This is a genomic window from Altererythrobacter rubellus, assembly GCF_030284385.1.
In the GTDB taxonomy this organism is placed as follows: Bacteria; Pseudomonadota; Alphaproteobacteria; order Sphingomonadales; family Sphingomonadaceae; genus Erythrobacter; species Erythrobacter rubellus.
Map to the genome: position 1 here is coordinate 439924 of NZ_CP127221.1, position 21895 is coordinate 461818.

At 56.7% G+C, this 21895-nt stretch carries 22 protein-coding genes; 20 read left to right on the top strand and 2 right to left on the bottom strand.

What is annotated here, in order from left to right; genetic code table 11:
* Positions 1-230 precede the first annotated feature (230 nt).
* Positions 231-749, bottom strand: a complete 519-nt coding sequence (gene nusG / locus QQX03_RS02125) for a transcription termination/antitermination protein NusG (protein ID WP_285976238.1) — start codon at positions 747-749, stop codon at positions 231-233.
* Between the two features lie 259 nt (positions 750-1008).
* On the opposite strand from nusG, the gene QQX03_RS02130 reads away from it, so the two are divergent.
* From QQX03_RS02130 to QQX03_RS02200, 15 genes are all read left to right on the top strand, one after another.
* Complete coding sequence (locus QQX03_RS02130; protein ID WP_285976239.1) at positions 1009-1383, top strand: MarR family EPS-associated transcriptional regulator; 375 nt, start codon at positions 1009-1011, stop codon at positions 1381-1383.
* Entirely contained in the window at positions 1380-2420 is a 1041-nt protein-coding gene (locus tag QQX03_RS02135; RefSeq protein WP_285976240.1) for a mannose-1-phosphate guanylyltransferase, read from the top strand. Before QQX03_RS02130 ends, QQX03_RS02135 begins: the two co-directional genes overlap by 4 nt.
* A 316-nt stretch (positions 2421-2736) precedes the next feature.
* Positions 2737-4029, top strand: a complete 1293-nt coding sequence (locus QQX03_RS02140; RefSeq protein ID WP_285976241.1) for a nucleotide sugar dehydrogenase — start codon at positions 2737-2739, stop codon at positions 4027-4029.
* Positions 4030-4045: 16 nt separating this feature from the next.
* Positions 4046-4714: an N-acetyltransferase gene (locus QQX03_RS02145; RefSeq protein ID WP_285976242.1), complete on the top strand. Its 669-nt coding sequence runs from the start codon at positions 4046-4048 to the stop codon at positions 4712-4714.
* Entirely contained in the window at positions 4711-5730 is a 1020-nt protein-coding gene (locus QQX03_RS02150) for an NAD-dependent 4,6-dehydratase LegB (RefSeq protein ID WP_285976243.1), read from the top strand. Before QQX03_RS02145 ends, QQX03_RS02150 begins: the two co-directional genes overlap by 4 nt.
* Before the next feature lies 1 nt (position 5731).
* Entirely contained in the window at positions 5732-6931 is a 1200-nt protein-coding gene (locus tag QQX03_RS02155; protein WP_285976244.1) for a LegC family aminotransferase, read from the top strand.
* Complete coding sequence (neuC, locus tag QQX03_RS02160; RefSeq protein WP_285976245.1) at positions 6928-8100, top strand: UDP-N-acetylglucosamine 2-epimerase; 1173 nt, start codon at positions 6928-6930, stop codon at positions 8098-8100. Before QQX03_RS02155 ends, neuC begins: the two co-directional genes overlap by 4 nt.
* Positions 8097-9167: an N-acetylneuraminate synthase gene (gene neuB / locus QQX03_RS02165; RefSeq protein WP_285976246.1), complete on the top strand. Its 1071-nt coding sequence runs from the start codon at positions 8097-8099 to the stop codon at positions 9165-9167. Before neuC ends, neuB begins: the two co-directional genes overlap by 4 nt.
* Positions 9164-9811: an acetyltransferase gene (locus QQX03_RS02170; protein WP_285976247.1), complete on the top strand. Its 648-nt coding sequence runs from the start codon at positions 9164-9166 to the stop codon at positions 9809-9811. The genes neuB and QQX03_RS02170 overlap by 4 nt, the downstream gene beginning before the upstream one ends.
* Positions 9808-10857, top strand: coding sequence for a nucleotidyltransferase family protein (locus QQX03_RS02175; RefSeq protein WP_285976248.1), 1050 nt, complete (start codon positions 9808-9810; stop codon positions 10855-10857). The genes QQX03_RS02170 and QQX03_RS02175 overlap by 4 nt, the downstream gene beginning before the upstream one ends.
* A complete protein-coding gene (locus QQX03_RS02180) occupies positions 10854-11549 on the top strand; it encodes an acylneuraminate cytidylyltransferase family protein (RefSeq protein ID WP_285976249.1) in 696 nt (231 codons plus the stop codon). The genes QQX03_RS02175 and QQX03_RS02180 overlap by 4 nt, the downstream gene beginning before the upstream one ends.
* A gap of 174 nt (positions 11550-11723) precedes the next feature.
* On the top strand, positions 11724-13037 hold the full coding sequence (locus QQX03_RS02185) for an N-acetyl sugar amidotransferase (protein ID WP_285976250.1): 1314 nt from the start codon (positions 11724-11726) through the stop codon (positions 13035-13037).
* Positions 13034-13792 (top strand): imidazole glycerol phosphate synthase subunit HisF, encoded by a 759-nt coding sequence (gene hisF / locus QQX03_RS02190; protein ID WP_285976251.1) that lies wholly within the window; start codon positions 13034-13036, stop codon positions 13790-13792. Before QQX03_RS02185 ends, hisF begins: the two co-directional genes overlap by 4 nt.
* Entirely contained in the window at positions 13789-14433 is a 645-nt protein-coding gene (hisH, locus tag QQX03_RS02195) for an imidazole glycerol phosphate synthase subunit HisH (protein WP_285976252.1), read from the top strand. Before hisF ends, hisH begins: the two co-directional genes overlap by 4 nt.
* Before the next feature lie 34 nt (positions 14434-14467).
* Positions 14468-15736 carry an oligosaccharide flippase family protein gene (locus QQX03_RS02200; protein WP_285976253.1) on the top strand — a complete coding sequence of 423 codons (1269 nt, stop codon included), beginning with the start codon at positions 14468-14470 and terminating at the stop codon, positions 15734-15736.
* Positions 15737-15860: 124 nt separating this feature from the next.
* Here the strand turns inward: QQX03_RS02200 and QQX03_RS02205 are convergent, their stop codons facing one another.
* Positions 15861-16415: a transposase gene (locus QQX03_RS02205; RefSeq protein ID WP_432762840.1), complete on the bottom strand. Its 555-nt coding sequence runs from the start codon at positions 16413-16415 to the stop codon at positions 15861-15863.
* Between the two features lie 782 nt (positions 16416-17197).
* Here QQX03_RS02205 and QQX03_RS02210 point away from each other — a divergent pair.
* The 5 genes from QQX03_RS02210 (at position 17198) to QQX03_RS02230 (ending at position 21863) form a co-directional block, all read left to right on the top strand.
* A complete protein-coding gene (locus tag QQX03_RS02210) occupies positions 17198-18019 on the top strand; it encodes a glycosyltransferase family protein (RefSeq protein WP_285976254.1) in 822 nt (273 codons plus the stop codon).
* Positions 18020-18356: 337 nt separating this feature from the next.
* Positions 18357-18725 carry a hypothetical protein gene (locus QQX03_RS02215; RefSeq protein ID WP_285976255.1) on the top strand — a complete coding sequence of 123 codons (369 nt, stop codon included), beginning with the start codon at positions 18357-18359 and terminating at the stop codon, positions 18723-18725.
* Between the two features lie 93 nt (positions 18726-18818).
* Positions 18819-19082, top strand: a complete 264-nt coding sequence (locus QQX03_RS02220) for a hypothetical protein (RefSeq protein ID WP_285976256.1) — start codon at positions 18819-18821, stop codon at positions 19080-19082.
* Between the two features lie 338 nt (positions 19083-19420).
* Entirely contained in the window at positions 19421-20536 is a 1116-nt protein-coding gene (locus tag QQX03_RS02225) for a hypothetical protein (RefSeq protein WP_285976257.1), read from the top strand.
* A gap of 79 nt (positions 20537-20615) precedes the next feature.
* Positions 20616-21863, top strand: coding sequence for a glycosyltransferase family 4 protein (locus QQX03_RS02230; protein WP_285976258.1), 1248 nt, complete (start codon positions 20616-20618; stop codon positions 21861-21863).
* Positions 21864-21895 lie beyond the last annotated feature (32 nt).

The window sequence follows — 21895 nt, forward strand, 5'->3', positions numbered from 1 at the left end:
GCCAAGTGCTAAGAGGGCGAGGATAATTGTTGCGGCGCGCGCGTAAGGAAATGCCAGGCGCGAGGCTAAGGCAAGACTAATAAACGCCGCGGCATGGAGTAAGACGTCACTTGGATTTCCCGGCAGGAGAGGGGGCTTGGGCATAAGCGCAAGCGTCACGCAGCCGCTTACCGCGCCAACAAGGGCAATGCGCCACAGCAATGCCCCTGGGTGCAGTGGAGCAAGCCTGCTCACAGGCTGCTCGCCCGCCTCACGCCATCAAGCGGCATTTTGACGCGCGTTGCTTGCCCCATGATGTCAAGCAGAAGCCACGCCCTTTCATTGGGGGCCAGTCCCTCAAATCTTCCGATAAAGCCCACAAAGGCGCCTTGTGCCACTCTTACAGCCTCGCCTACCTTATATGCAACGTGCGGCGATGTGACGACGCCCTCCACACAATTTGACTGTATCTCTTGAATTAAACGCGCATCGACCTGCTGAGGCGTGCCTCCAAAGCTCACCAACTGCGCCACGCCATGCGTCGACCTAATCGCGCGCCAAGGGCTTGAGGATGCATCTGCGCCAACAAAGAAGTATCCCGCAAAATAGGGTCTGAGTGCCTCGACGAAGCGCCCGCCTCTTCTCTGCGTATATCGCTCCATTGGCATGAAGATATGAAAGCCCTGCGCCTCAAGATTGCGCGCCGCAATGCGCGTCGCATTGGGCTTTGCCTTTGCAGCAAACCAATCTTGGTGCCTTGGCCCTTCCATTGCCTACCCGTGTCCTTTAATTTCTCGCCATTAAGAGCCGGCCTAAACCTCAAAGAACTCTCGCCTGCAAGCACTATCATTTCATTTTTGATAAAATTGTTGCAATTGATCAGGCCGAGTCTATTGCTCAAAATTGAGCAATGCAAATGCGATTGCAAAAGCCCTACCAAAACCTGCGTCAGGAGCAATGCGCTTCTTATGCCGTGCGGCAGCCTGCCTTAATTGCGCGCCAAACCGATAAATCGAAGGGTATGATGCCGTGACAAACTCGCGGCAACTCATGCAGGAGGACGCCAAAACGCGTGTCTTGCGCTTGATTGCAGAAAATCCTGAGGTCACGCAGCGCGAGCTGTCGCAAGCTGTGGGGATTAGTACAGGCAGTGTGCACTACCTCCTTAATGCCCTATTAGAGATGGGTCTCATAAAATTCGGTAATTTTAGCGCCAGCAAAGACAAGCGGCGCTACGCCTATATTCTAACGCCTCAAGGCATGGCTCAAAAGGCTGAACTTACGCGCCGCTTCTTGGCGCGCAAACTTGAAGAATACGAAGACTTGTCCCGAGAAATAGCAGCCCTCGAAGGCGAGCTCGCGGATAGCAGCGCAGGGCGTAAGGCTAAGGGTCTATCCAAGTGACTGAACTTATAACGCCTCTCATACTCTCTGGGGGTGCGGACACGCGCCTGTGGCCCCTCTCAACGCCAGAGCGACCCAAGCAATTCCTCAATCTTCACGGCGAAGGCACGATGATCGCTCAGACGATCCAGCGCGTTAACGATGAGAGCATGTTCACCTCGCCGATTGTGCTTGGCACTGCCTCGCACGAGGCCCACTTAAGGACAGCCATCTCTGAGGCTGGCGAAAAAACTGCCTCGATTATTTTAGAGCCCTGCGCGCGCAATACCGCGCCTGCCATTGCCTTAGGCGCCTTTTATGCAGGGGAAGATGCGCTTCTTCTCGTAATGCCAAGCGACCATGTCATCCGAGATAATGACGCCTTTCTTGCAGCCTTAAAGCGCGCACTGCCAGTGGCGATAAGCGGGCACTTGGTCACCTTCGGCATTGAGCCAACAGGCCCTGACACAGGCTTTGGCTACATTCGCGCAGGCGAAGCATTAGGCAGCGCACCTGGCGCATTTGATGTAGAGGCCTTTATTGAAAAGCCCGACGATGCGCGCGCCCGCGCTATGCTTAACGAGGGCGGGCATTGCTGGAATGCCGGCATCTTCCTTTTTAAGTCTGGCGTCTTTTTGGAGGAGCTTGAGCGGCATCAGCCGCAAGTTTTTGCCGCCGCAAAGGCCGCCATTGAGCGCGCCTCATCTTGGCGCAACATTACCTCGCCTCAGGCTGAAAAATTCGAAACCTCACCCTCCATTTCTGTCGACTACGCCGTCATGGAATTATCAGACAAGGTTGCTGTCGTGCCGATGTCTTGCGGCTGGTCTGATCTTGGCAGCTGGGATGCCCTGGCTGAGATTGGCGAGAAGGACGAGGCTGGCAATGTTATTGTTGGCGAAGTGCGCGTGAAGGATGGCTTTGGTAATCTCATTAAGACAACCGGTCCGCGCGTGAGCACCATTGGCATGCGCGATACGATTGCAGTTGTATCAGATGAGGAAGTTTTGATTATGCCTCGCGGCTCCTCGCAGCGTGTGAGGCATTTTGCCTCGTGATGCGCGGTGTTGGATATCCGATAGTTGGGGATATCAGCTACTCTCTTTACTTAACACATTGGATAGCAAACGATGTCACACGGCTTTTGCAATTGCCACAGCTTGTACAGTGGGGCGCGTACATCGGAACAGCTATAACCGGTGCTTACATCAGCTACAGACTGTTTGAACTGCCGGTGCGGGACAGATTGCGCGCCAAGACTAAGCCCTAACCTTGGTTGATCTTTGACGAGCGAGCCCATTACTGATTTCGGTCTGGGTAGATCGGGCCTGTGCCTGCACCTCGGGACGATATGGAACTTTTATGCACAATCGATTGATTGATCTGATCAAGGCCAAAAAAGCTGTAGTTGGTATTGTTGGTCTCGGCTATGTGGGGCTGCCGCTTGTCCTGCGCTTCCATGAAGTAGGTTTTCGCGTCGTCGGGTTTGATATCGATACGCGGAAGGTCGCGATGCTCAACGCCGGGCGGAGCATGATCGAGCATATTCCAAGTGATGGTCTCGCGCGCGCCTGCGCTGGTGGTTTTGAAGCGACCGATGATTTTGCGCGTGCGAGAGAGGTGGACATCCTGATTCTGTGCGTGCCGACGCCGCTAAACAAATTTCGGGAGCCCGACCTGAGCTATGTGATCAACACGGTGGAAAGCTTGATGCCCTATATTCGTGTCGGTCAGATGATGTCACTTGAAAGCACGACGTACCCCGGGACGACCACCGAGGAACTGGCAACGCGGATCTCTGCGCATGGCTTCACTGTGGGCGTAGATTATTTTCTCGTTTATTCACCCGAGCGGGAAGATCCGGGTAACCCCGGCTTCACCACTCGCACTATTCCCAAGGTGTGCGGCGGCGAGACCCCGGCTTGCCTTGCTACCGGCGTCGCGCTCTATGGTGAGGTCATCGACCAAGTTGTGCCGGTCAGCTCGACGCAGGTCGCCGAACTCACCAAGCTACTCGAAAATATTCACCGCGCGGTAAACATCGGCCTCGTCAACGAGATGAAGGTCGTCGCTGACAAGATGGGGATCAACATTCGAGAGGTGATCGACGCGGCGGCGACGAAGCCCTTCGGGTTTGTGCCTTATTATCCGGGGCCGGGTCTCGGAGGTCATTGTATTCCAATCGACCCCTTTTACCTCACGTGGAAGGCGCGCGAGTATGGCGTGAGTACGCGCTTTATTGAGCTGGCAGGCGAAGTAAACAGCGCGATGCCGGACTATGTCGTCGACAAGATCAAAATTGCTCTGAACAACCGCTTTAAATCTGTGCGCGGGTCGAAGATCCTCGTCCTCGGAATTGCCTACAAACCAAATGTCGACGATGTTCGCGAGTCGCCCTCGGTATTCATCATGGAACGGTTGCGTGATCTGGGCGCGGTCATCGACTACCACGACCCGCACGTCGCACGCTTCCCTAAAATGCGCGAGCATTTCTTCGATCTGGACAGTGTTGCCCTAAGCGCCGAAGCGCTCGCTTCGTATGATTGTGTGCTGGTTGCGACCAATCACCAACGTATCAATTTCGAGACCGTAAGGCAGCATGCGAAACTCATCGTTGATACGCGCGGCGTCTTTCGAGACAAAGCCGATCACATCGTCAACGCCTAAAAGTTGAGGTTCGAATTTGACCATCCAAATCCATCCAAGCAGTGTCGTCGACGAAGGCGCCATCATCGGCGACTTCACGAAAATCTGGCATTTCTGCCATGTCGAGCCGGGTGCGGCGATCGGCGAGAACAATAATCTCGGCCAGAATGTCTATATAGGTAACGATGCCGTTGTCGGAAACGGTTGCCGAATCGGCAATTCGGTGTCGGTCTTCGCTAACATCATCCTCGAGGATTTCGTTTTCTGTGCCCCCTTCATGGTGTTTACCCATATCTATTACCCCCGCGCTGGGATCACTAGGCGCGATGTGTTCACGAAAACCTATGTGCGCACCGGCGCGACGATCGGCGCGAATGCGACGGTGGTGCCGGGCGTCGACATTGGCCGGGGGGCGTTCATAGCGGCTGGCGCAGTGGTAACGACCGATTGCCGCGAATGGGCGCTGATGGTCGGTTCGCCCGCTCGTCAAGTCGGCTGGGTGTCAGCCTATGGCGATAAAATCCCGCTGCCGCTGGAGGGCGAGGGCGAGTGGCACTGTGAGGCAACGGGCGACCGCTATCGCTTGGAGGGCAAAACGATGCACCGCGAAGCTGGTGAGGTCGACATATTGGCCTATGTTCCCGGCCGGCCACTTGAGCGAATTTTGGCTGCACGCGACGGGCAGAAGCTCGTCGCCGGAGGATGACCGGAATGGACCTTTCCAAGAAGAAAATCCTGGTTACCGGTGCCGATGGCTTCATCGGGTCGCATCTGGTCGAGCATCTGGTCGCGCAGGGATTCGATGTCCGCGCATTTGTCCTCTACAACAGTTTCAACACCTGGGGCTGGCTAGATCATGCCTCGCCGGAAGTGCGCCGGTCAATCGAGGTAATCGCCGGTGACATCCGCGATCCCTATGGCGTGAAGGCGGCGATGCGCGGCTGCGACGTCGTGCTACACCTCGCGGCGCTTATCGCTATCCCCTACAGCTATCATTCGCCCGACACCTATGTGGACACCAACGTCAAAGGCACGCTGAACATCGTTCAGGCCGCGCGAGAGCTGGGCATTGAGCGCGTGGTGCACACTTCGACTAGCGAAGTCTATGGTACGGCGCTTTTCGTGCCCATCACGGAAGATCATCCGCTGCAGGGCCAGTCGCCTTATTCGGCAAGCAAGATCGGTGCCGATCAGATTGCGCTGAGCTTCTTCAGTTCGTTTGAGACGCCGGTTACGGTAATCCGTCCGTTCAATACCTACGGCCCCCGGCAGTCGGCGCGCGCGGTCATACCAACGATCATCACCCAGATCGCCTCGGGGATGCGCGAGATCAAGTTGGGTGCAACGCACCCGACGCGCGACTTCAATTTCGTGAAGGACACGGTGCGCGGCTTCGTGAGCGTTGCGGAGAGCGATGCGGCGGTCGGGCAGATTGTCAATGTCGCGAGCAATTTCGAGATTTCCATCGCCGACACTGCGGTGTTAATTGCTGAAGCGATGAGCGCTGACGTCGAGTTCGTTTGCGATGCCGAACGATTGCGCCCTGAAGCGAGCGAAGTTGAACGGCTGTTTGGATCATACTCTAAGGCACTTAAGCTGACGGGTTGGCAGCCCGAATACGGCGGGGGCGAAGGCTTTCGTCGCGGCCTAAGCGAGACCGCCGAATGGTTCACCAATCCTGCCAACCTCGCCATGTACAAGGCCGGACAGTACAATATCTGAGATGGTCGCGATCTCCAACGAAACTCGAGCAGCCGCAGGCATAGGGGCCCAGCTCGTCACCGCTGTCGAAAGCGTTATCGGCCCAGCGCCCAATTTTGTCGCGTTGCACGAACCTGAATTCGCAGGGCGTGAGTGGGAATATGTCAAGGATTGCATTGACACTGGTTGGGTGTCGTCGGTCGGCAGCTATGTCGATCGGATCGAGATGATGCTCGAGGAGTTGATGCAAGCTAAGGCTGTTGCATGCGTCAACGGCACCGCCGCGCTTCACATCTGCTATACGCTTGCGGGCATCGCCGCAGGTGACGAGGTGCTGGTACCCAGCCTGACCTTCGTCGCGACGGTGAATCCGATCCATTACATCGGCGCGATCCCGCATTTCGTCGACAGTAGCCCGGTGACGCTTGGCGTCGATGCCGGCGCACTCAAGGCCTATCTCGACGAGATCGCCGAGCTTCGCGGCGACCGCTGCTTCAATCGCGCCACCAACCGGCCGATCTCAGCGCTGGTCGTCACGCATATCTTCGGCCACGCCGCCGATATGGACGCGCTGGTTGAGGTTGCCGGCCGCTGGAATATTGTCGTCGTCGAAGATGCTGCCGAGGCGCTCGGCACCAGCTACAAAGGGCGGCCTGCAGGCTCGATCGGGAAGATCGCGGCGCTGAGCTTCAACGGCAACAAGATCGTTACAACGGGCGGCGGCGGCGCGATCGTGACTACAGATCAGGTACTGGCACAGCGCGCGAAGCATCTGACGACCACAGCGAAGCTGCCGCACCGCTGGCGTTTCGACCACGACGAGGTCGCGTATAATTACCGCATGCCCAACCTTAACGCGGCGCTCGGCTGCGCCCAGCTCGAACGGCTGGGCGATGCGATCGCGCGGAAGGCGCGGCTTGCCGAGGCTTATCGCGCCGCGATCGCGCCGATCGAAGGCGTATCGTTCGTCGATGCGCCCGACTTCAGCCAGAGCAATCACTGGCTGAATGCACTGACGCTCGACGGCGCTACTTTGGAGGATCGCGATGTCGTCCTCGGCCTGCTCAACGACGCCAACTATATGAGCCGCCCGATCTGGACGCTTTGCCACCGGTTGCCAATGAACGCGAGCTCCCCTTCTGCGCCGCTGCCTTTGGCGACGCGGTTGGAGTGCGAAGTCATCAACATCCCAAGCTCGGCTCAGCTGTCGGTCCTGCCATGACCCGGCTGAAAATTACCGCCGTCACCGGAAGCCGTGCCGATTTCGGCATCATGCGGTGGCTGCTTCAGGATATTGCAAACGATGCCGATCTGGAGCTGACGCTCATCGTTACGGGGACACATCTCGAGGTGGCGCATGGAAATACGGTCGACGAGATCGTGGCTAGTGGCCTGCCGATCGCAGCGCGCGTGCCGATCGCGCTGACCGACGACAGCCCGCGCGGGATCGCGCAGTCGATGGCCCTAGCGCTGACCGGCATTGCCAATGCGCTCGCAACGCTAAGGTCGGACCTTGTGCTGTTGCTCGGTGACCGATTCGAGATTATGGCGGCAGCCGAGGCGGCGATGCTGTGCCGCATCCCGATCGCGCACATCGCCGGCGGCGACGTATCCGAAGGCGCGATAGATGACGTCATCCGCCATGCGATCACAAAGATGGCGCACCTGCATTTTGTCACCAACAAAGAGTCGGCGGCGAGGGTGCGGCAGATGGGGGAGGAAGACGCCCGGATCTTCGTGACGGGGTCGCCCGCGCTCGATCATTTGCGACGCAGCCCGCTGGTACCGCGTGACGAGCTGGAGGTGCTACTCGATGCGCGGCTAGGGCAGCGTAATATACTTGCGACCTTTCATCCCGAGACGCTCGCCGATGATTTCGGGCTGACGCAGCTGGACGAAATGCTCGCGGCAATTGATGCGGTGTACGCCGTAGGCGACGCAATTTGGTTCACCAAGTCAAACGCCGACAGCGGCGGGGTCGAGATCAATCGCCGGGTCGAACAATGGTCGGCGGATCGCGATTGGGTGCGCGTCTATCCCTCACTCGGCCATACCAATTATGTGGCGCTTCTGGGGCTCGCCGATGTCGTACTCGGGAATTCGTCGAGCGGTCTATACGAGGCTCCTGCGGTCGGGACGGCGACGGTCAATATCGGCGGTCGACAGGGCGGGCGGCTGACCGCCAATTCGGTCTTCAACGCTGCGCCCGAGCGCACCGCTATCGTAGATGCCATCAGTCAAGCGCTCGCCTTTGACCGGGCGAGCGCGCGCAGCCCTTATGGGGACGGCCATGCGTCGGAGAAGATCATCACCGCGATCAAGGCCGCGCCACCGCGCGCGGAGTTGCTTCACAAGCGCTTCACGCCATTGTGTGTCTCGGGAAGCCTATGAAGCCGACAATCATCATCGCAGAAGCCGGCGTAAATCATAACGGATCGCTCGATCTGGCGCTGAAGCTGGTCGACGTTGCCGCCGATGCGGGCGCCGACATCGTCAAGTTCCAGACCTTCGACGCAAAGGCGCTGGTGACCGCGGGCGCGATGCGCGCGCAATATCAGGTCGACAATATAGGCGAGGACGGATCGCAGCTCGAAATGCTGCAGGCGCTAAGCCTCGACGAGGCGAGCCACGTTGCGATCGCCGACCATTGTCAGGCGCGCAATATCGCCTTCATGTCGACGGCGTTCGATTTCTGGAGCTTTGAATTTCTGAAGCGTTTCGACATGCCATATATAAAGATCCCGTCGGGCGACCTGACCTTTGGCCCGATGCTGCGGGCGGCGGGTGAAAGTGGGCGGCGCGTGATCCTGTCGACCGGCATGGGCAATCTGGACGAGATACACGACGCGCTGGCGGTGCTCGCCTATGGCCGGTTGAACCCAGGGCAGCCCGCCAATCTGGCGGCGATGCGCGAGCATTTGGCCAGCAATGCGGCAAGGGCAGCGCTCCGCGACTTCGTCACTGTGTTGCACTGCGTGACACAGTATCCCTGCCCTGCCGCCTATGCCAACCTTGCGGCGATGGAGACCATCCGCGACACATTCGAACTACCGGTAGGCTATTCGGACCATACGCTGGGGATCGCGGTACCGATCGCCGCGGTCGCCCGGGGGGCGTGCATGATCGAGAAGCATGTAACGCTCGACCGGACGATGGCTGGTCCCGATCATGCGGCTTCGCTCGAACCGGACCAGTTCGCGGAGATGGTCGCAGCGATCCACGACGTCGAGGTGGCGATCGGCGACGGGTTGAAATTGGCTAATCCAGTCGAGATCCACAATATCGCCGTCGCGCGGCGCAGCCTAGTTGCGGCGCGCCCGATCCGTGTGGGCGAGCCGCTCGTGGCCGATATGCTGACCGCCAAGCGCCCCGGAACCGGCCTGTCGCCGATGCAATATTGGGACGTGCAGGGCCAGCCGGCGCACCGCAATTATGCGATCGACGAGATGATCGAATGATGGGTCGGCCGCACTATCTTGTCATCGGTGCGGGCGGCCATGCGAGGGTTGTTGCCGATGCGCTCATTGCGGGCGGAGGTGAGGTGATCGCCTTCATCGACCGCGAGCCGGGCGCGGAGCTGCTCGGGCGCCCAGTGCTAAGCGAATCGCGCGATCTTGTGGAGTTCGACCGCGCGGCGATCCAGCTAGCGATCGGCGTCGGTGGAACGCGCGGCGGGGCGCCGGGCATCCTACGCGCGGGGCTGATCGAGCGCCTTTCGCGCGAGGGTTGGATGATTGCGGACGTGATCCATCCGGCGGCGGCGATATCGCCGAGTGCACGGTTGGGTGAAGGTGTCCAGGTATTGGCGCGCGCCGTGGTGCAGCCGAATGCGTTGATCGGCGACGGCACGATTGTAAATACTGCGGCGGTCGTTGAGCATGACGCGATCGTGGGCAGCCATTGCCACATCTCGATTGGCGCGATCCTGTCCGGCGGCGTCACCGTCGGCGCGAACAGTCATATCGGCGCGGGCGCGTGCATTCGCGAAGGCGTCACTATCGGGCGGGATGTCACCATTGGTATGGGAGCAGTCGTTCTTGGCGACTGTCCCGGCGGCTCGGTCTTTTTCGGAAATCCTGCACGCGAGGCCAATCGGACATGACTAGTTGGGAACACACGCTTGTTCTGGAGGGTCAAAAGCTGCGCGAAGTGTTGTCGGTGATCGACCGCAGCGGGCGTCAGATAGCGCTCGTCGTCGATAGCAAGCGGCGTTTGATCGGCACATTGAGCGACGGCGACATTCGGCGCTGGCTGATCGGTGGCGGCACGATCGACGATTTTGCGGGGGAGGTGTGCAATCGGTTGCCGCGCACGGCATTTGAAGGGGTCGGCCGCGCCGCACTGCGCAAGCTGCTGCACGATCATGGCGTTAATCACATGCCGGTGATCGCCGCCGACCGACGCGTTGTGGGCCTCGTCGGCCTTGAGGATCTGCTCGTCTTTCCTGAGCGCCCGGAGACGGTCGTCATTATGGCAGGAGGGCTCGGGTCGCGGATGGGATCACTGACGCATGAGACACCGAAGCCAATGCTGCCGATCGATGGACGCCCGGTGCTCCAGATCATCCTCGAACAGTTCCGCCGTCAGGGGTTCCGCCGCTTTTTGATAGCGGTCAATTATCTCGCAGACCGTATCACCGACCATTTCGGCGACGGTCGCGGCTACGATGTCGAGATCGAGTATCTGCGCGAGAAAAAGCGGCTCGGTACTGCGGGCGCATTGGGGCTAATCGAGCGCGCGCCCGAGCATCCCTTCATCGTCACCAATGGCGACGTGCTGATGAATGAATTTTTCTGCGACATATTAGACGAACACCGATTGCAGGCTTCTGACCTCACGGTAATGGTGCGCGATTACGAGATGCAGGTGCCCTATGGGGTCGTAGAGGAGAGAGGCGGCAACGCCGCGTCGATCGTCGAAAAGCCCGTGCATAATTTCAAGGTCAATACCGGCGTCTATTGCCTGTCGCCGGCTGTGCTGCGCCTCGTACTCAAGAACAGCTATCTCGATATGCCCGACTTGTTCAACGCTGCGGCCGCTACCGGCATGAAGGCGCGGATCCAGCGGATCAACGGCTACTGGATCGATATCGGCCGCGTCCCTGACTATGAGCGGGCAAAGATGGAAATCGGCCGGATCGGACTATGAAAGCCCGGGTCGCCGCTCTTATAACTGCGAGGGGGGGCTCTAAGGGCCTACCAGGGAAGAACATCAGGCTTCTCGGCGGCAAGCCGCTTCTTGCGCACAGCATCGAAGTGGCGCTCCAGAGTTCGATGGTCGATGCAGTCTATCTTTCGACTGACAGCAGAGAGATCGCTGATTTGGCTCGTGCGCATGGTTGCGAGGTACCGTTCCTGCGCGCCGCAGAACTTGCGACCGACGAGGCGACGTCGATCGACGTTGTATGTGATGCGCTCGACCGGTTGCCGCCGTATGAGATCTGGCTACTGCTGCAGCCAACTTCGCCGTTGCGTACGGCTGAAGATTTAGACGGCGTTGTCACAATGATGGAGCGGACTGGTGCATATAGCTGCGTGTCGGTGACCGAAGCGCAGGATCATCCATGGCTGACCTTTGCAATTGGCGACGATGGAGCGATGACGCGCTTCTGTTCCGACGATCCCATACACATGGCGCGGCGGCAGGACATGCCGCGTGCTTTTGTGCTTAACGGAGCGGTCTATGGTTTCCGACCCGACTGGCTACGGCGGGGACGGGTGTTTGTTGACGCCAAATCTTTGGCTTGGGTTATGCCCGCCGAACGATCGGTTGACATTGACGATCTGTGTGATTTCGAGCGGGCTGAAGCGTTATGGCTGACAGTTCATGGGTGCGACTAATTTAGGTATCGAAAAGCAAATATATCAAAATTCGATCGATACCGCACAATATGGCAGCCTAATTGATCTACACTTCTTTCCCCCTTGACTGATCTGGAGCGTGTTTATGTTTTACGCTTCCGCCATCCATTGGCGATTCTTCCCACTCCTTCCCGCAATTGAAAGCTAACATTAATGAAACTCACGCCCAGCAGCGCCGTCGATCTTTCGCGCTACAGTCGTCCGGCTCACGAACTCGAAACCTTCTACGGTCTGCCGCGAGATGTAAGATTTTGCGTCAAATGCAACATGTCGAACCAGCAGCCGATGTCGAGCAATGAGTATGAGCATGGCGCGCACTCGATCAAAACGACATTAAGCTTCGATGACGAAGGCGTCTGCCACGCTTGTCGCTTCAACGCGTTAAAGCAAGATGGTGAAATCAATTGGGATGAGCGCGAGCGCGAACTGATCGAACTTTGCAACCAGCACCGCAGGACAGACGGCAGCTACGACTGCATTGTCGGCGGTAGCGGCGGCAAGGACAGTGCAATGCAATCGCACCTACTGAAATACAGATACGGTATGAACCCATTAACCGTCACGTGGTCGCCGCACCTTTACACAGACATCGGGTGGAAGAATTTCCAGAACTGGCTGCACGTCGGCGGCTTCGACAATTTTCTCTACACGCCTAACGGCAAGATCCACCGGCTGCTGACGCGCAACGCGACGATCAACATGCTGCACCCTTTCCAGCCGTTCATTCTCGGCCAGAAGACCTTCGTTGCGAAGATGGCGGTGAAGCTCAACATTCCTTTGATCTTTTACGGCGAGATGCCCGGCGAATATGGCGAGAAAGTCTCGCACAAGACGTCGAGCTACGCCGCCGGCTCGGACGAGGTGGAAAGCGAAGGCTACAAGCTCGACTATTTCGGTGGCAAGGATGTGCGCGACGTGCTTCTGGGTGGCAAGTCGGTCGGCGAATATCTGGACGAAGGCATCCAGCTCGCAGATCTGATGAGCTATCTTCCCATGGATGCCGAAATCCTTGTCAAGAAGAACATCGACTGGAAGTATCTCGGTTACTATAAAAAATGGGTGCCGCAGGAGGCCTATTATTATGCTGTCGAACATACTGGCTTCGAGGCGAACCCGGTTCGCACCGAGGGCACTTATTCGAAGTACAACAGCCTCGACGACAAAGTCGATGGTTTCTTCTACTTCACGCGTTGGATCAAGTTCGGCGTCGGACGCGCAATGATGGACGCGGCGCAGGAAATCCGCAACCACCACATCACCAAGGAAGAAGGCCTTGCGCTGATGTCGCGTTATGAGGGTGAATATCCGGCGCGGTTCGAACGCGAATTTCTCGACTATATCGGCATGGCGCGGGAAGAATTCCTCGCACTGTGCGATACTTTCCGCTCGCCGCACCTATGGATGGTCGAGAATGGCGAATGGATGCTGCGCCACACGCCTTGGAAAAGGGGGGGGCAGCGCGCGTGAGCAACGTCCGCATTATCCCGCGGCTTGACATCAAGGGCCCCAACCTGATTAAGGGCATTCACCTTGAAGGGCTCCGCGTGATCGGCGATCCGCGCGAATATTCGCAGAAATATTACGCCGAAGGCGCGGACGAACTCCTCTATGTCGACATTGTAGCGAGCCTCTACGGCCGCAACAGCCTGCATGATATGGTCACTCGCGTTGCGGAGGATGTGTTTGTCCCGCTTACCGTCGCGGGCGGCATCCGTTCGGTCGACGACGTGCGGCAGATGTTGCGGTCGGGCGCCGACAAAGTCGCGATCAACACCGCAGCGACACACCGCCCTGAATTGCTTCGAGAGGCGGCCCAAGTTTTCGGCTCGCAATGTATCGTACTGTCGATCGAAGCGAAGCGGGTCGCTCCGGGCAAGTGGGAGGCCTATACCGACAATGGTCGCGAAAAGACGGGCCGCGATGTCGTCGACTGGGCGAGGCAGGCGGTCGAGCTCGGCGTCGGCGAAATCCTGCTGACCTCGGTCGACCGGGAGGGAACGCGCGCCGGCTTCGATCTCGATCTGGTTAACGCGGTGGCGTCATCCGTACCCATGACTCCGCTCATCGCCAGCGGCGGCATGGGCAAGCTCGAGGAAATGTCCCAAGTCGTCAATGGCGGCGCTTCGGCCATCGCCATCGCCGATATGCTTCATTACGGCCGTCAGACGCTCGGCACGGTCAAGGCGTCCGCACGGGACCAGGGACTAGAAGTACGGATATGATGACGAAGTCGGTTGCGATCGTGGACTATGGCGCCGGCAATTTGCTGAGCGTGCGCCGCGCATTCGAAAAGGTAGGCGCCACCGTCGCGCTGGCCTCGCGATTTGGCGATATTATGGATGCCGACTATCTGGTTCTGCCCGGCGTTGGAGCGTTCCGTGACGGCATGGCCGGCCTACGACAAAACGGCCTCGACGAAGCAGTCCTGCGTTTCGCGGATGCCGGCAAACCGCTGCTCGGCATCTGCCTCGGCATGCAGATGCTGGCAAGCGAGAGCGAGGAATTCGGCAGCCACAATGGCCTCGACCTGATCCCCGGCAAGGTCCGCGCTATCCCCGCGGCCGGACGAGATGGACCGCTGCACAAGATACCCTTCATCGGCTGGGCTCGCCTCAATGCGTCGTATCCCGGTGCGTTCGAAGGCTCGCCGCTTGCTGGCCTTGGCGAGGATAGTTTCGTATATCTTGTCCACAGTTTCCATGTCGAACCCGAAGATGCAAGAAACGCAAGCGCAACCTATGATTATGACGGGATTAAGGTGACGGCCGCCATCCAGAAAGCCAATATCTTTGGGTGTCAGTTTCACCCGGAAAAGAGCGGGCCGGTGGGGCTGCACATCCTCCGGTCTTTCCTGGAAAGCTGACAACGATGCCCCGCATCGACCGCCGGGTTGCCGTATGGGATTAAACAAATTCCTCGGTCAGGGCACCATCTATCTTTTCGGGTCCATGCTGAGCGCCGCGGTGCCATTTCTGCTGCTGCCCTTTCTCGCGCGCTGGTTGGGGCCCGCCGATTTCGGTGTCGTCGGCAATTTTGTCTCGCTCGTTGGGGTGTTGGGCGCCGCGATCGGCCTCAGTACGCACGGCTACATCCCCGTCGCCTATTATCGCGACGGGCCACAGAGTCTGGGGCAGGTCGTTGGCGGCGTCACTGGCATAAGCTTGATGGGGCTTGGGGGCGCGCTGTTCCTCGTCACGCTGTTCGGCGGGCCGATCGAGGCATTCAGCCTCATTCCCGCCGAATGGCTGTGGCTCGTTGCACTCGCGGCGGCCGGGCAGTTCCTGATCGCGGCCGCGCTTGCGGTATTCCAGACGCTGCAAAGGCCTTGGGCCTATATCACGCTGCAAATCAGCTATGCCGCGCTGCTCAGCGCGTTATCGGTGGCCCTGATCCTGTTCACCAAGTTCGGCTGGGAAGGGCGCGCGATGGGACAGGTTATCGCGGTTTCGCTCGTCGTCGCTGTCGCCTTTCTTTACCTCAGCGTCCGTATTCCGATCGATTGGCGCCCGTCCTACTGGCCGCTGCGTAAGCTGCTGCGTTTCGGCGCCCCGCTGCTGCCGCACGCAATGGCCGCGATCGCGATGGCGAGCATGGACCGCTTCATACTGACCTCAGTCGAGGGGGCGCGGCAACTCGGTTTCTATGTCGCGGCGGCTCAGATCGCATCCCTGGTCATTATGGCCGCGACCGCGGGCAACCAGGCATGGCTGCCTTGGCTCTATGGCAGACTGGCGGCGAACAGCGACACAGCCGACCGCGAGTTGGTGCGCATGACCTATCTCGTATTTGCCTGTCTGCTCGCTACCGCGCTGGGGCTGATCCTGATCACGCCCTGGCTGATGCCGTTCGTCGCGGGGTCGCAGTTTGTCGGCGCAGTGCCGCTGCTACGCTTACTCGCGCTCGCGACTGCAATGAACGCAGCCTATCTCTTCGTCGCGGCGCACCTTTTCTACCATGAGCGGACTGGTCTGCTGTCGGTTGTATCGCTGACGGCGGCAGTCTTTCAATTCGCCGTCACCTATGTGCTAGGCAAATGCCTCGGGGTAGAAGGCGTCGCTGGGGGAACAGCAATCGGAGCACTCTTTTATTGGTTGCTGACTTGGACGGTTGCGGCAAGGCAGCGTCCTTTACCGTGGTTCCGGGCGCTCCGCTCTTTTCGACATTAACCTTTGTAGACAGGCCATATGGGCAACATCCCATCCGAAAAACAGGAGCTTCAATGCCTTTACGCCAAATCTCATCGCCGAGCCAATGATGCCTAAAGCGGAAAAATCTACGGTCCAGGCTCGTTCAGAGCCAGAATGCGACGGCGGCGGCGAGGCTTACGGCTGATAGGAAGTTTCTGGCGAGTTTGTCGTATCGTGTTGCGACACGGCGGAAGTCCTTGAGGCGGCAGAACATGGTCTCCACGCGCCAGCGGTCCTTGTAGCGGCGTTCGTCATACTGAACCGGGCGCTTGCGGTCGTTCGGCCCCCGGCGAGCTCCTAATGGCATTGGCCCGCGCCCACCTTTCGCGCCACCGGCAAAACGGGGGGCCTCGACGTAGCTGCTGTCGATCTGCCCGGTTTCGGCAAGCCAGCCTTCCTCGGTCAGAGCCACAAGGATACCAGTCCAGATGCCCCGTCGGCTCCAACGGTTCCAGCCATTATAGACCGTCTTCGAAGGACCGTATTCCGAGGGGCAATCGGCCCAGCGGCCACCGCACTTGAGCATGTGAATGATGCCAGAGATCACCCGCTGGTCATCAACCCGTCGCGCTCCAGGCTGGTTCTTCGGCAAGTGCGGCTCGATCGCAGCCGGCGCAAGCGATTTAAGGGCTCCTGAGCCTAGCGGTGCCGTATCAATACTCTCATGAAAAAATGCTGAGCCGCTGAGCGAGCGGCTGAGCAGCACTTCGCAAGGACCAATGGGCAATGAATGCTTCCGATCGACCGCTGTCGTCTGATCTTATGAGCGCACTCGCCGCTATCGAGTCCGAGTTTCCAGTCCTCGAATGGTCCTGCGAGGGGATCGCGATATGGCCGTTACTGCGAGTACGGTGGGCGTTTTCAGAATGGGCAAGGCATTACACGGCACCGCTGGGCGCAACCAATATGAACCCAGCGCTAAAACTGCTCCGAACTGTCGTGCTCGGACCAATTGAAGCGGCGAGGGCAAACAGCAAAGACCTAAAATGGACTGGGTCCGCCTCGGATAGGCGGGATATATTATTCCTTTCAAGTGGCGTTTCATTTACGAAAATCGATACAAGTTGGGTGGAGCGCTTTTGCGACCCCATGATCTCGAACGCAAGAGATTTGGGTTTAACAAGCGCTATGCTTACTCCCGGTAACTTGTATCATCGACCACGCTATTCACCATCTTATTTCATCCAGCCTGCACTCGACCGCGCCAATTTATTTGGCGGAGTACGGTCAATATTTCGCTCTGTTCGTGCCCATTTACCTCAGCATTCGGAGGTCCTTAGGTGCTTGGAGGAACGAGGCTTAGGCACCGCTAGTATGAGCATAAGGAAGATACATTCTGATACCCAACGCTTGAAATCTTTGTGTGTGTATTACGAGCGGCACGTGCATCGGATCAGGCCTCGCATCGCAGTTATGGTCAGTTATTATGGGTTGGAAGGGATGGCTTTCGTTCTTGCTTGTCGAAAAAACGCTGTGCCGGTTATTGAAGTCCAGCACGGCGTTCAAGGCGAGATGCACCCTGCATATGCTGCCTGGCCCAGCCCACAAGACGGAAACGCTCATATGCTGTTGCCCGATTTTTTTTGGGTTTGGTCCGAATGGGAAGCCTCTGTCATTGGACGATGGGCAAGTGGAACATCTCACCACACAATCATTGGCGGCAATCCATGGAATGAAATTTGGAGCGATGGATCACGTTGGGGCGGTGTTGGCGAGGCGCTTTTGTCGGCTCGCACACTAAAGGACCGCTCCAAGGGTAAGCCGATCGTGCTTGTGACGCTGCAGTATGGGTTCGCACCTGAGCAACAGCTGCTACCCTTGGCCCAACTCATGCGGCTCGCTTCTAGTGAGATGGCATTTTGGGTTCGATTGCATCCCAGCATGCATATGCGGCGAGCAGAGATCCGCGAATTGCTGGCATCGTCAGGCGAGTTCGAATTAGACTACGCAACAGACATCCCGCTACCTGCGCTACTACAATACGCAGATGTACATCTGACACACAGTTCAAGCTCAGTAATAGAAGCTGCGCAAGCTGGTGTTCCATCGGTCCTGACAGCAACTTACGGAGCAGAAATATTTTATCCACTCCTCGAGTCCGGTGTGGCACGGCTGGAGACTGGGAATGCACAAGCCGTTGCTTCAGCACTGATAAATATGGCTGCTCAAAGGCATTCTCGGCGAAGTAACGTGTATGGTTCAAACGAACAATTAAAAAAATGTTTTCAATTTATTTATAGTACAAATCAATCAAATAATTGAAAGATTTTTATAAAAATCCGATAGCATTGCCATATTTTCTATGATGTGTAGGCGCGTGCGAGGTTGTGATCTGATTGGCTTCGCACGACTGTGTCTCACGGCCGCCGTGTCGAGTGACGGTGATGATGGCGTGTCAGCGCAGCTTTTCCGATTTATCGTGTCGTTATGGGGCGCTAATTGCAGCGGGCGATCCGTTGGAGTGGCTTGTTGGCTGTGGCGGTTTCCGAGGCGGTCTGCGGCCTGATGGTGTCAGTGTCGCGGCGAAGCGATAGCGGCAAGAGGAATCGGCCACCATTCGCCTCAGTGATGATTTTCAGGTTCAGGGGCTGCGGCCACGGTGTGGCTGTTCCGACAGGAACTCCTAAAGGCCGAGACAATCGGCAAGCTCTTCGCCCGCTTCGATACAGCATTGACGGACCGCCTTTTTGTGGTGATGGGCCGCCATCTCATCAATAAGACTGAGATGTCTGGTGCAAAGCGGCACATTATCGAGGACGAGAATGCCGAACTCAAACAGGGCAATGTCCGTGAACGCTGGAAGGAGATGTATGCCAAGGTCCGCCAGAAGGACCGCGAGGCGCGGAGGACGGTCAAATGCGCCGAAGGCAAGGTGAAGGAGGGGGCCGATTTCAAAGCGTTCAAGCCAGCGGATCTTTCCTTCGAGATGATTGGCTGCAAAACCACATCGACAGCGATGCCTTCGTGAGTTAATTCACATGCGGGACGCCCATGCTGCCAATGCATTATGACGAGGCGCGGCTCCTTGGTCTCATCAGCAATCGGGGCGCCGAGGAGCGTGTTGGCCGACACTGCATACCAATCAAAGAAGAACGAGGCCTTCATCGGGCGCGGCATGTTCGAGAGCCATATCCATCATACGCTAATGAGCCGCTTACAACTGCTGAAGCGTACCGCCCGAGGCACTGCAAAACATTCCGCGGCGCGCTTGGCGGCCGGGCAGAAAGCACCGCGCGGGCCCTTTCATCAGCACCATCGGTATCGCCTACTAGCTATTGACATCAAGGCGGTCAGCATGGCCTATAACTTTCAACCTCACGCATGAGGCGATGGCGAGGCGTGCGCGAGCATAAGCCGAAAACGGCGTGCAGGCCGGCGCTACTACGAAGAAACTCAAGGCAAGCGGGCCCAAAAGGCCAATTCCACACTCAAAGACTGTTATCCGATCCCTCGCGACGCCTTCATGTCGAGAATAGCCGGATCTTTGAGGTATCGAACTAATGCTCTGCCGCCAGCCAAATTTCATCAACCCTTTCCTTGATACTGGCAACGATCGAACTACCGATCCCATGTGCAGAAGCCTTCGAGAAATTTTGGAAGGGGATCAATATTTGACAAAGCGGAATTCCAGATTCAAAATATTAGGCTGAACAGGATTATAAAATGGGACAAAAATTCATTCAGCGTGATCTAAAAACCAATCAATTCATCATGCCAATTGTATTGGGCGCCATTCTTTTCTTTATGGGATCCATTTTTTTAAAAACAGTCGGATATGATGCAATTTTTAATAATAGTTTCTTTCAATTTTTTGCAGATTCAAATACCTATCACGAACTATATGAAACAAAGTCATATGACGTCGCATCTCTTATAGGCGTGCAAAATAACCTTGTCGGGCCCTTATTAATTTTATCAATAGCGCAAGGAAATTTATACGCGGTTCTTTTTCAAAATATAATTATTTTTATTGCATCTATTATTCTTATTTGTAAATCATATTCCATCAACACTTCAAAAACTGCAATATTGATATTATTGCTTTCTCCAATGATGGTTTCATCATTATTGTCTGTAAACAAAGAAATTATTTCTTTTCTTGTGATATCAATAATAATTTACTCATTGAGGTTCCAAAAAGTACAATATTTTGCCATAGCCTTAATTATTTCATTGATGGTACGGTGGCAAATGAGTGCTTTTTGTATATTACTGGCCATTGCAGTATTGTTAAAAAATTATAGACGCGTTTATTTCACATTACTTATGTTAATTTTGTTATCATTAATATTTTATTATTCCCAGAGTTTTTTGTCTCCGGTGCTGGATAGAGTCGATTTTTACAATCTCCAATACACCGATGGTAGTGGGGTTTTTGAGGCGCTCGGAGAATTACAGAAGAATGGATTTTATTTTATTGTTTCAGCACTAAAGGCCGCCCACCTATTATTTTCAATGGGTACAAAGTTATCACAAATTATTAATCCATATAACTTTTACAACGACACAATTCAAGGACTCCACAGCCTCTCGAACATATTTTTATTTTTTTTACTCTTGGTAAGACGTAAAATAGATATAAATAACGATCTCATTTTTATATCTATTATATACTGTGCAGTGTTCTGTCTTACTCCAGTGTATGCTCCAAGGTATTTATTTCCGGTAACAATTTTGTGGATCCTTGCGCTTATTGTCGACAAGTCCAAGGCTGACATCCTATTCAATGGGCAGAGTGTGGTCACAGGACGCTGTCGCCTTCCTGCGTCCGCTCAGTAGTTTGCGCCGCTTGGCCCCGTCAGAAAAAGATTTGGTGATGCTCCGACCCTGTGCCCCTATCCCTGAGTGCCAACCAAACTTGCGTGTTCTAATCATAGATGGTGTCGGTCTGTTCGGCGGTGCCTCGCGAAGCTTGTTCGAATCGATGCGCGGCTTTCGCGAGCCGGTTGAGCGCCTCTTCTTCGTTCAGAAGGGGACTGCGAACGCCTATTACCGTCCCTATGGCCGTGACATGATCGCGGTGCGCGGCATCACCCGTTTCGACAATTCGCGCGCGTCGCACTATCGCGGTGTGCGATGGCTCGTTCTCGGACGAGAGCTCGCATATCTGCCCTCGACGATCCTAGGCCTTCTGAAGGCGAAGCTCCGCTGGCGATCGGTCGACCTAATCCACGTCAATGAAGTGACGGAGATTTTTCCGGGCCTACTAGCGAAATTCTTATTTCGCGCGCCGATGATCGTCCATGTCCGCTCGCTCATCTGGAACGACCGATCGAAGCTGCGGGTCAGGATTCTCGACCGGCTGCTGCACCGCTATGCCGATGCGGTCGTTGCGATCGACGAGGACAATCGCGTCCGGTTCGATCCGGCGTTGAATGTTGAGGTCATTCACAACAGTCTCGATTACAAGAATATGCCGCCGGGCAGCGACGTTCCTACCGATGCACTTGCGCAAATTCCTGCTAAGGCTTTCGTCGTCGGCTTCATTGGCAATCTGCACGCGGGCAAGGGCGTGTTCGAGCTGCTCGAAGCAGCCGATCTTGTCCGCAAGGCGGGGGCGAATATCCATTTCTTGATCGTCGGCAGCTCAGAACGTTCGGACAGGGGGCTGGTTTGGTCGGTGTTGAACCTGCTTGGGCTAGCTCAGGAGCAGCAATCGGCCTTCGTCGCGAAGCTCGAGGAAAAGAATTTGACCTCCTGTTTCCATTTCGCCGGCCACACCGCCAATATCGCCCCTTGGATCGAGGCAATGGATGTCGTGGCCTTTCCGTCGCATTTCGATGCGTGCGGGCGCCCAGTGTTTGAGGCAGCCTTCTTCGGCCGGCCCAGCATCGTCGCGCTATCTTCGCCGAAGGACGATACGCTGCAAGACGGGGTCACGGGGATTGCGATCGAACGCCCCGATCCGCGGCTACTTGCCGATGCCATCCTCACGATGGCGGCAGATCCCGAGCGGACCCGTAAGCTGGGTGAGGCGGCGCGCAAACTTGCCCATGCAAACTTCACGCCGGAGGTCAATTCGCAGAAACTGCTCGATCTCTACAAGCGCGTCGCCGCCGGGCAAACCCAGCCAGATCGCGAACCATCCGATCGTTCGTCATTGTGACCTCACTAAGCCCCAGCTAAGGGCAGTGTTTG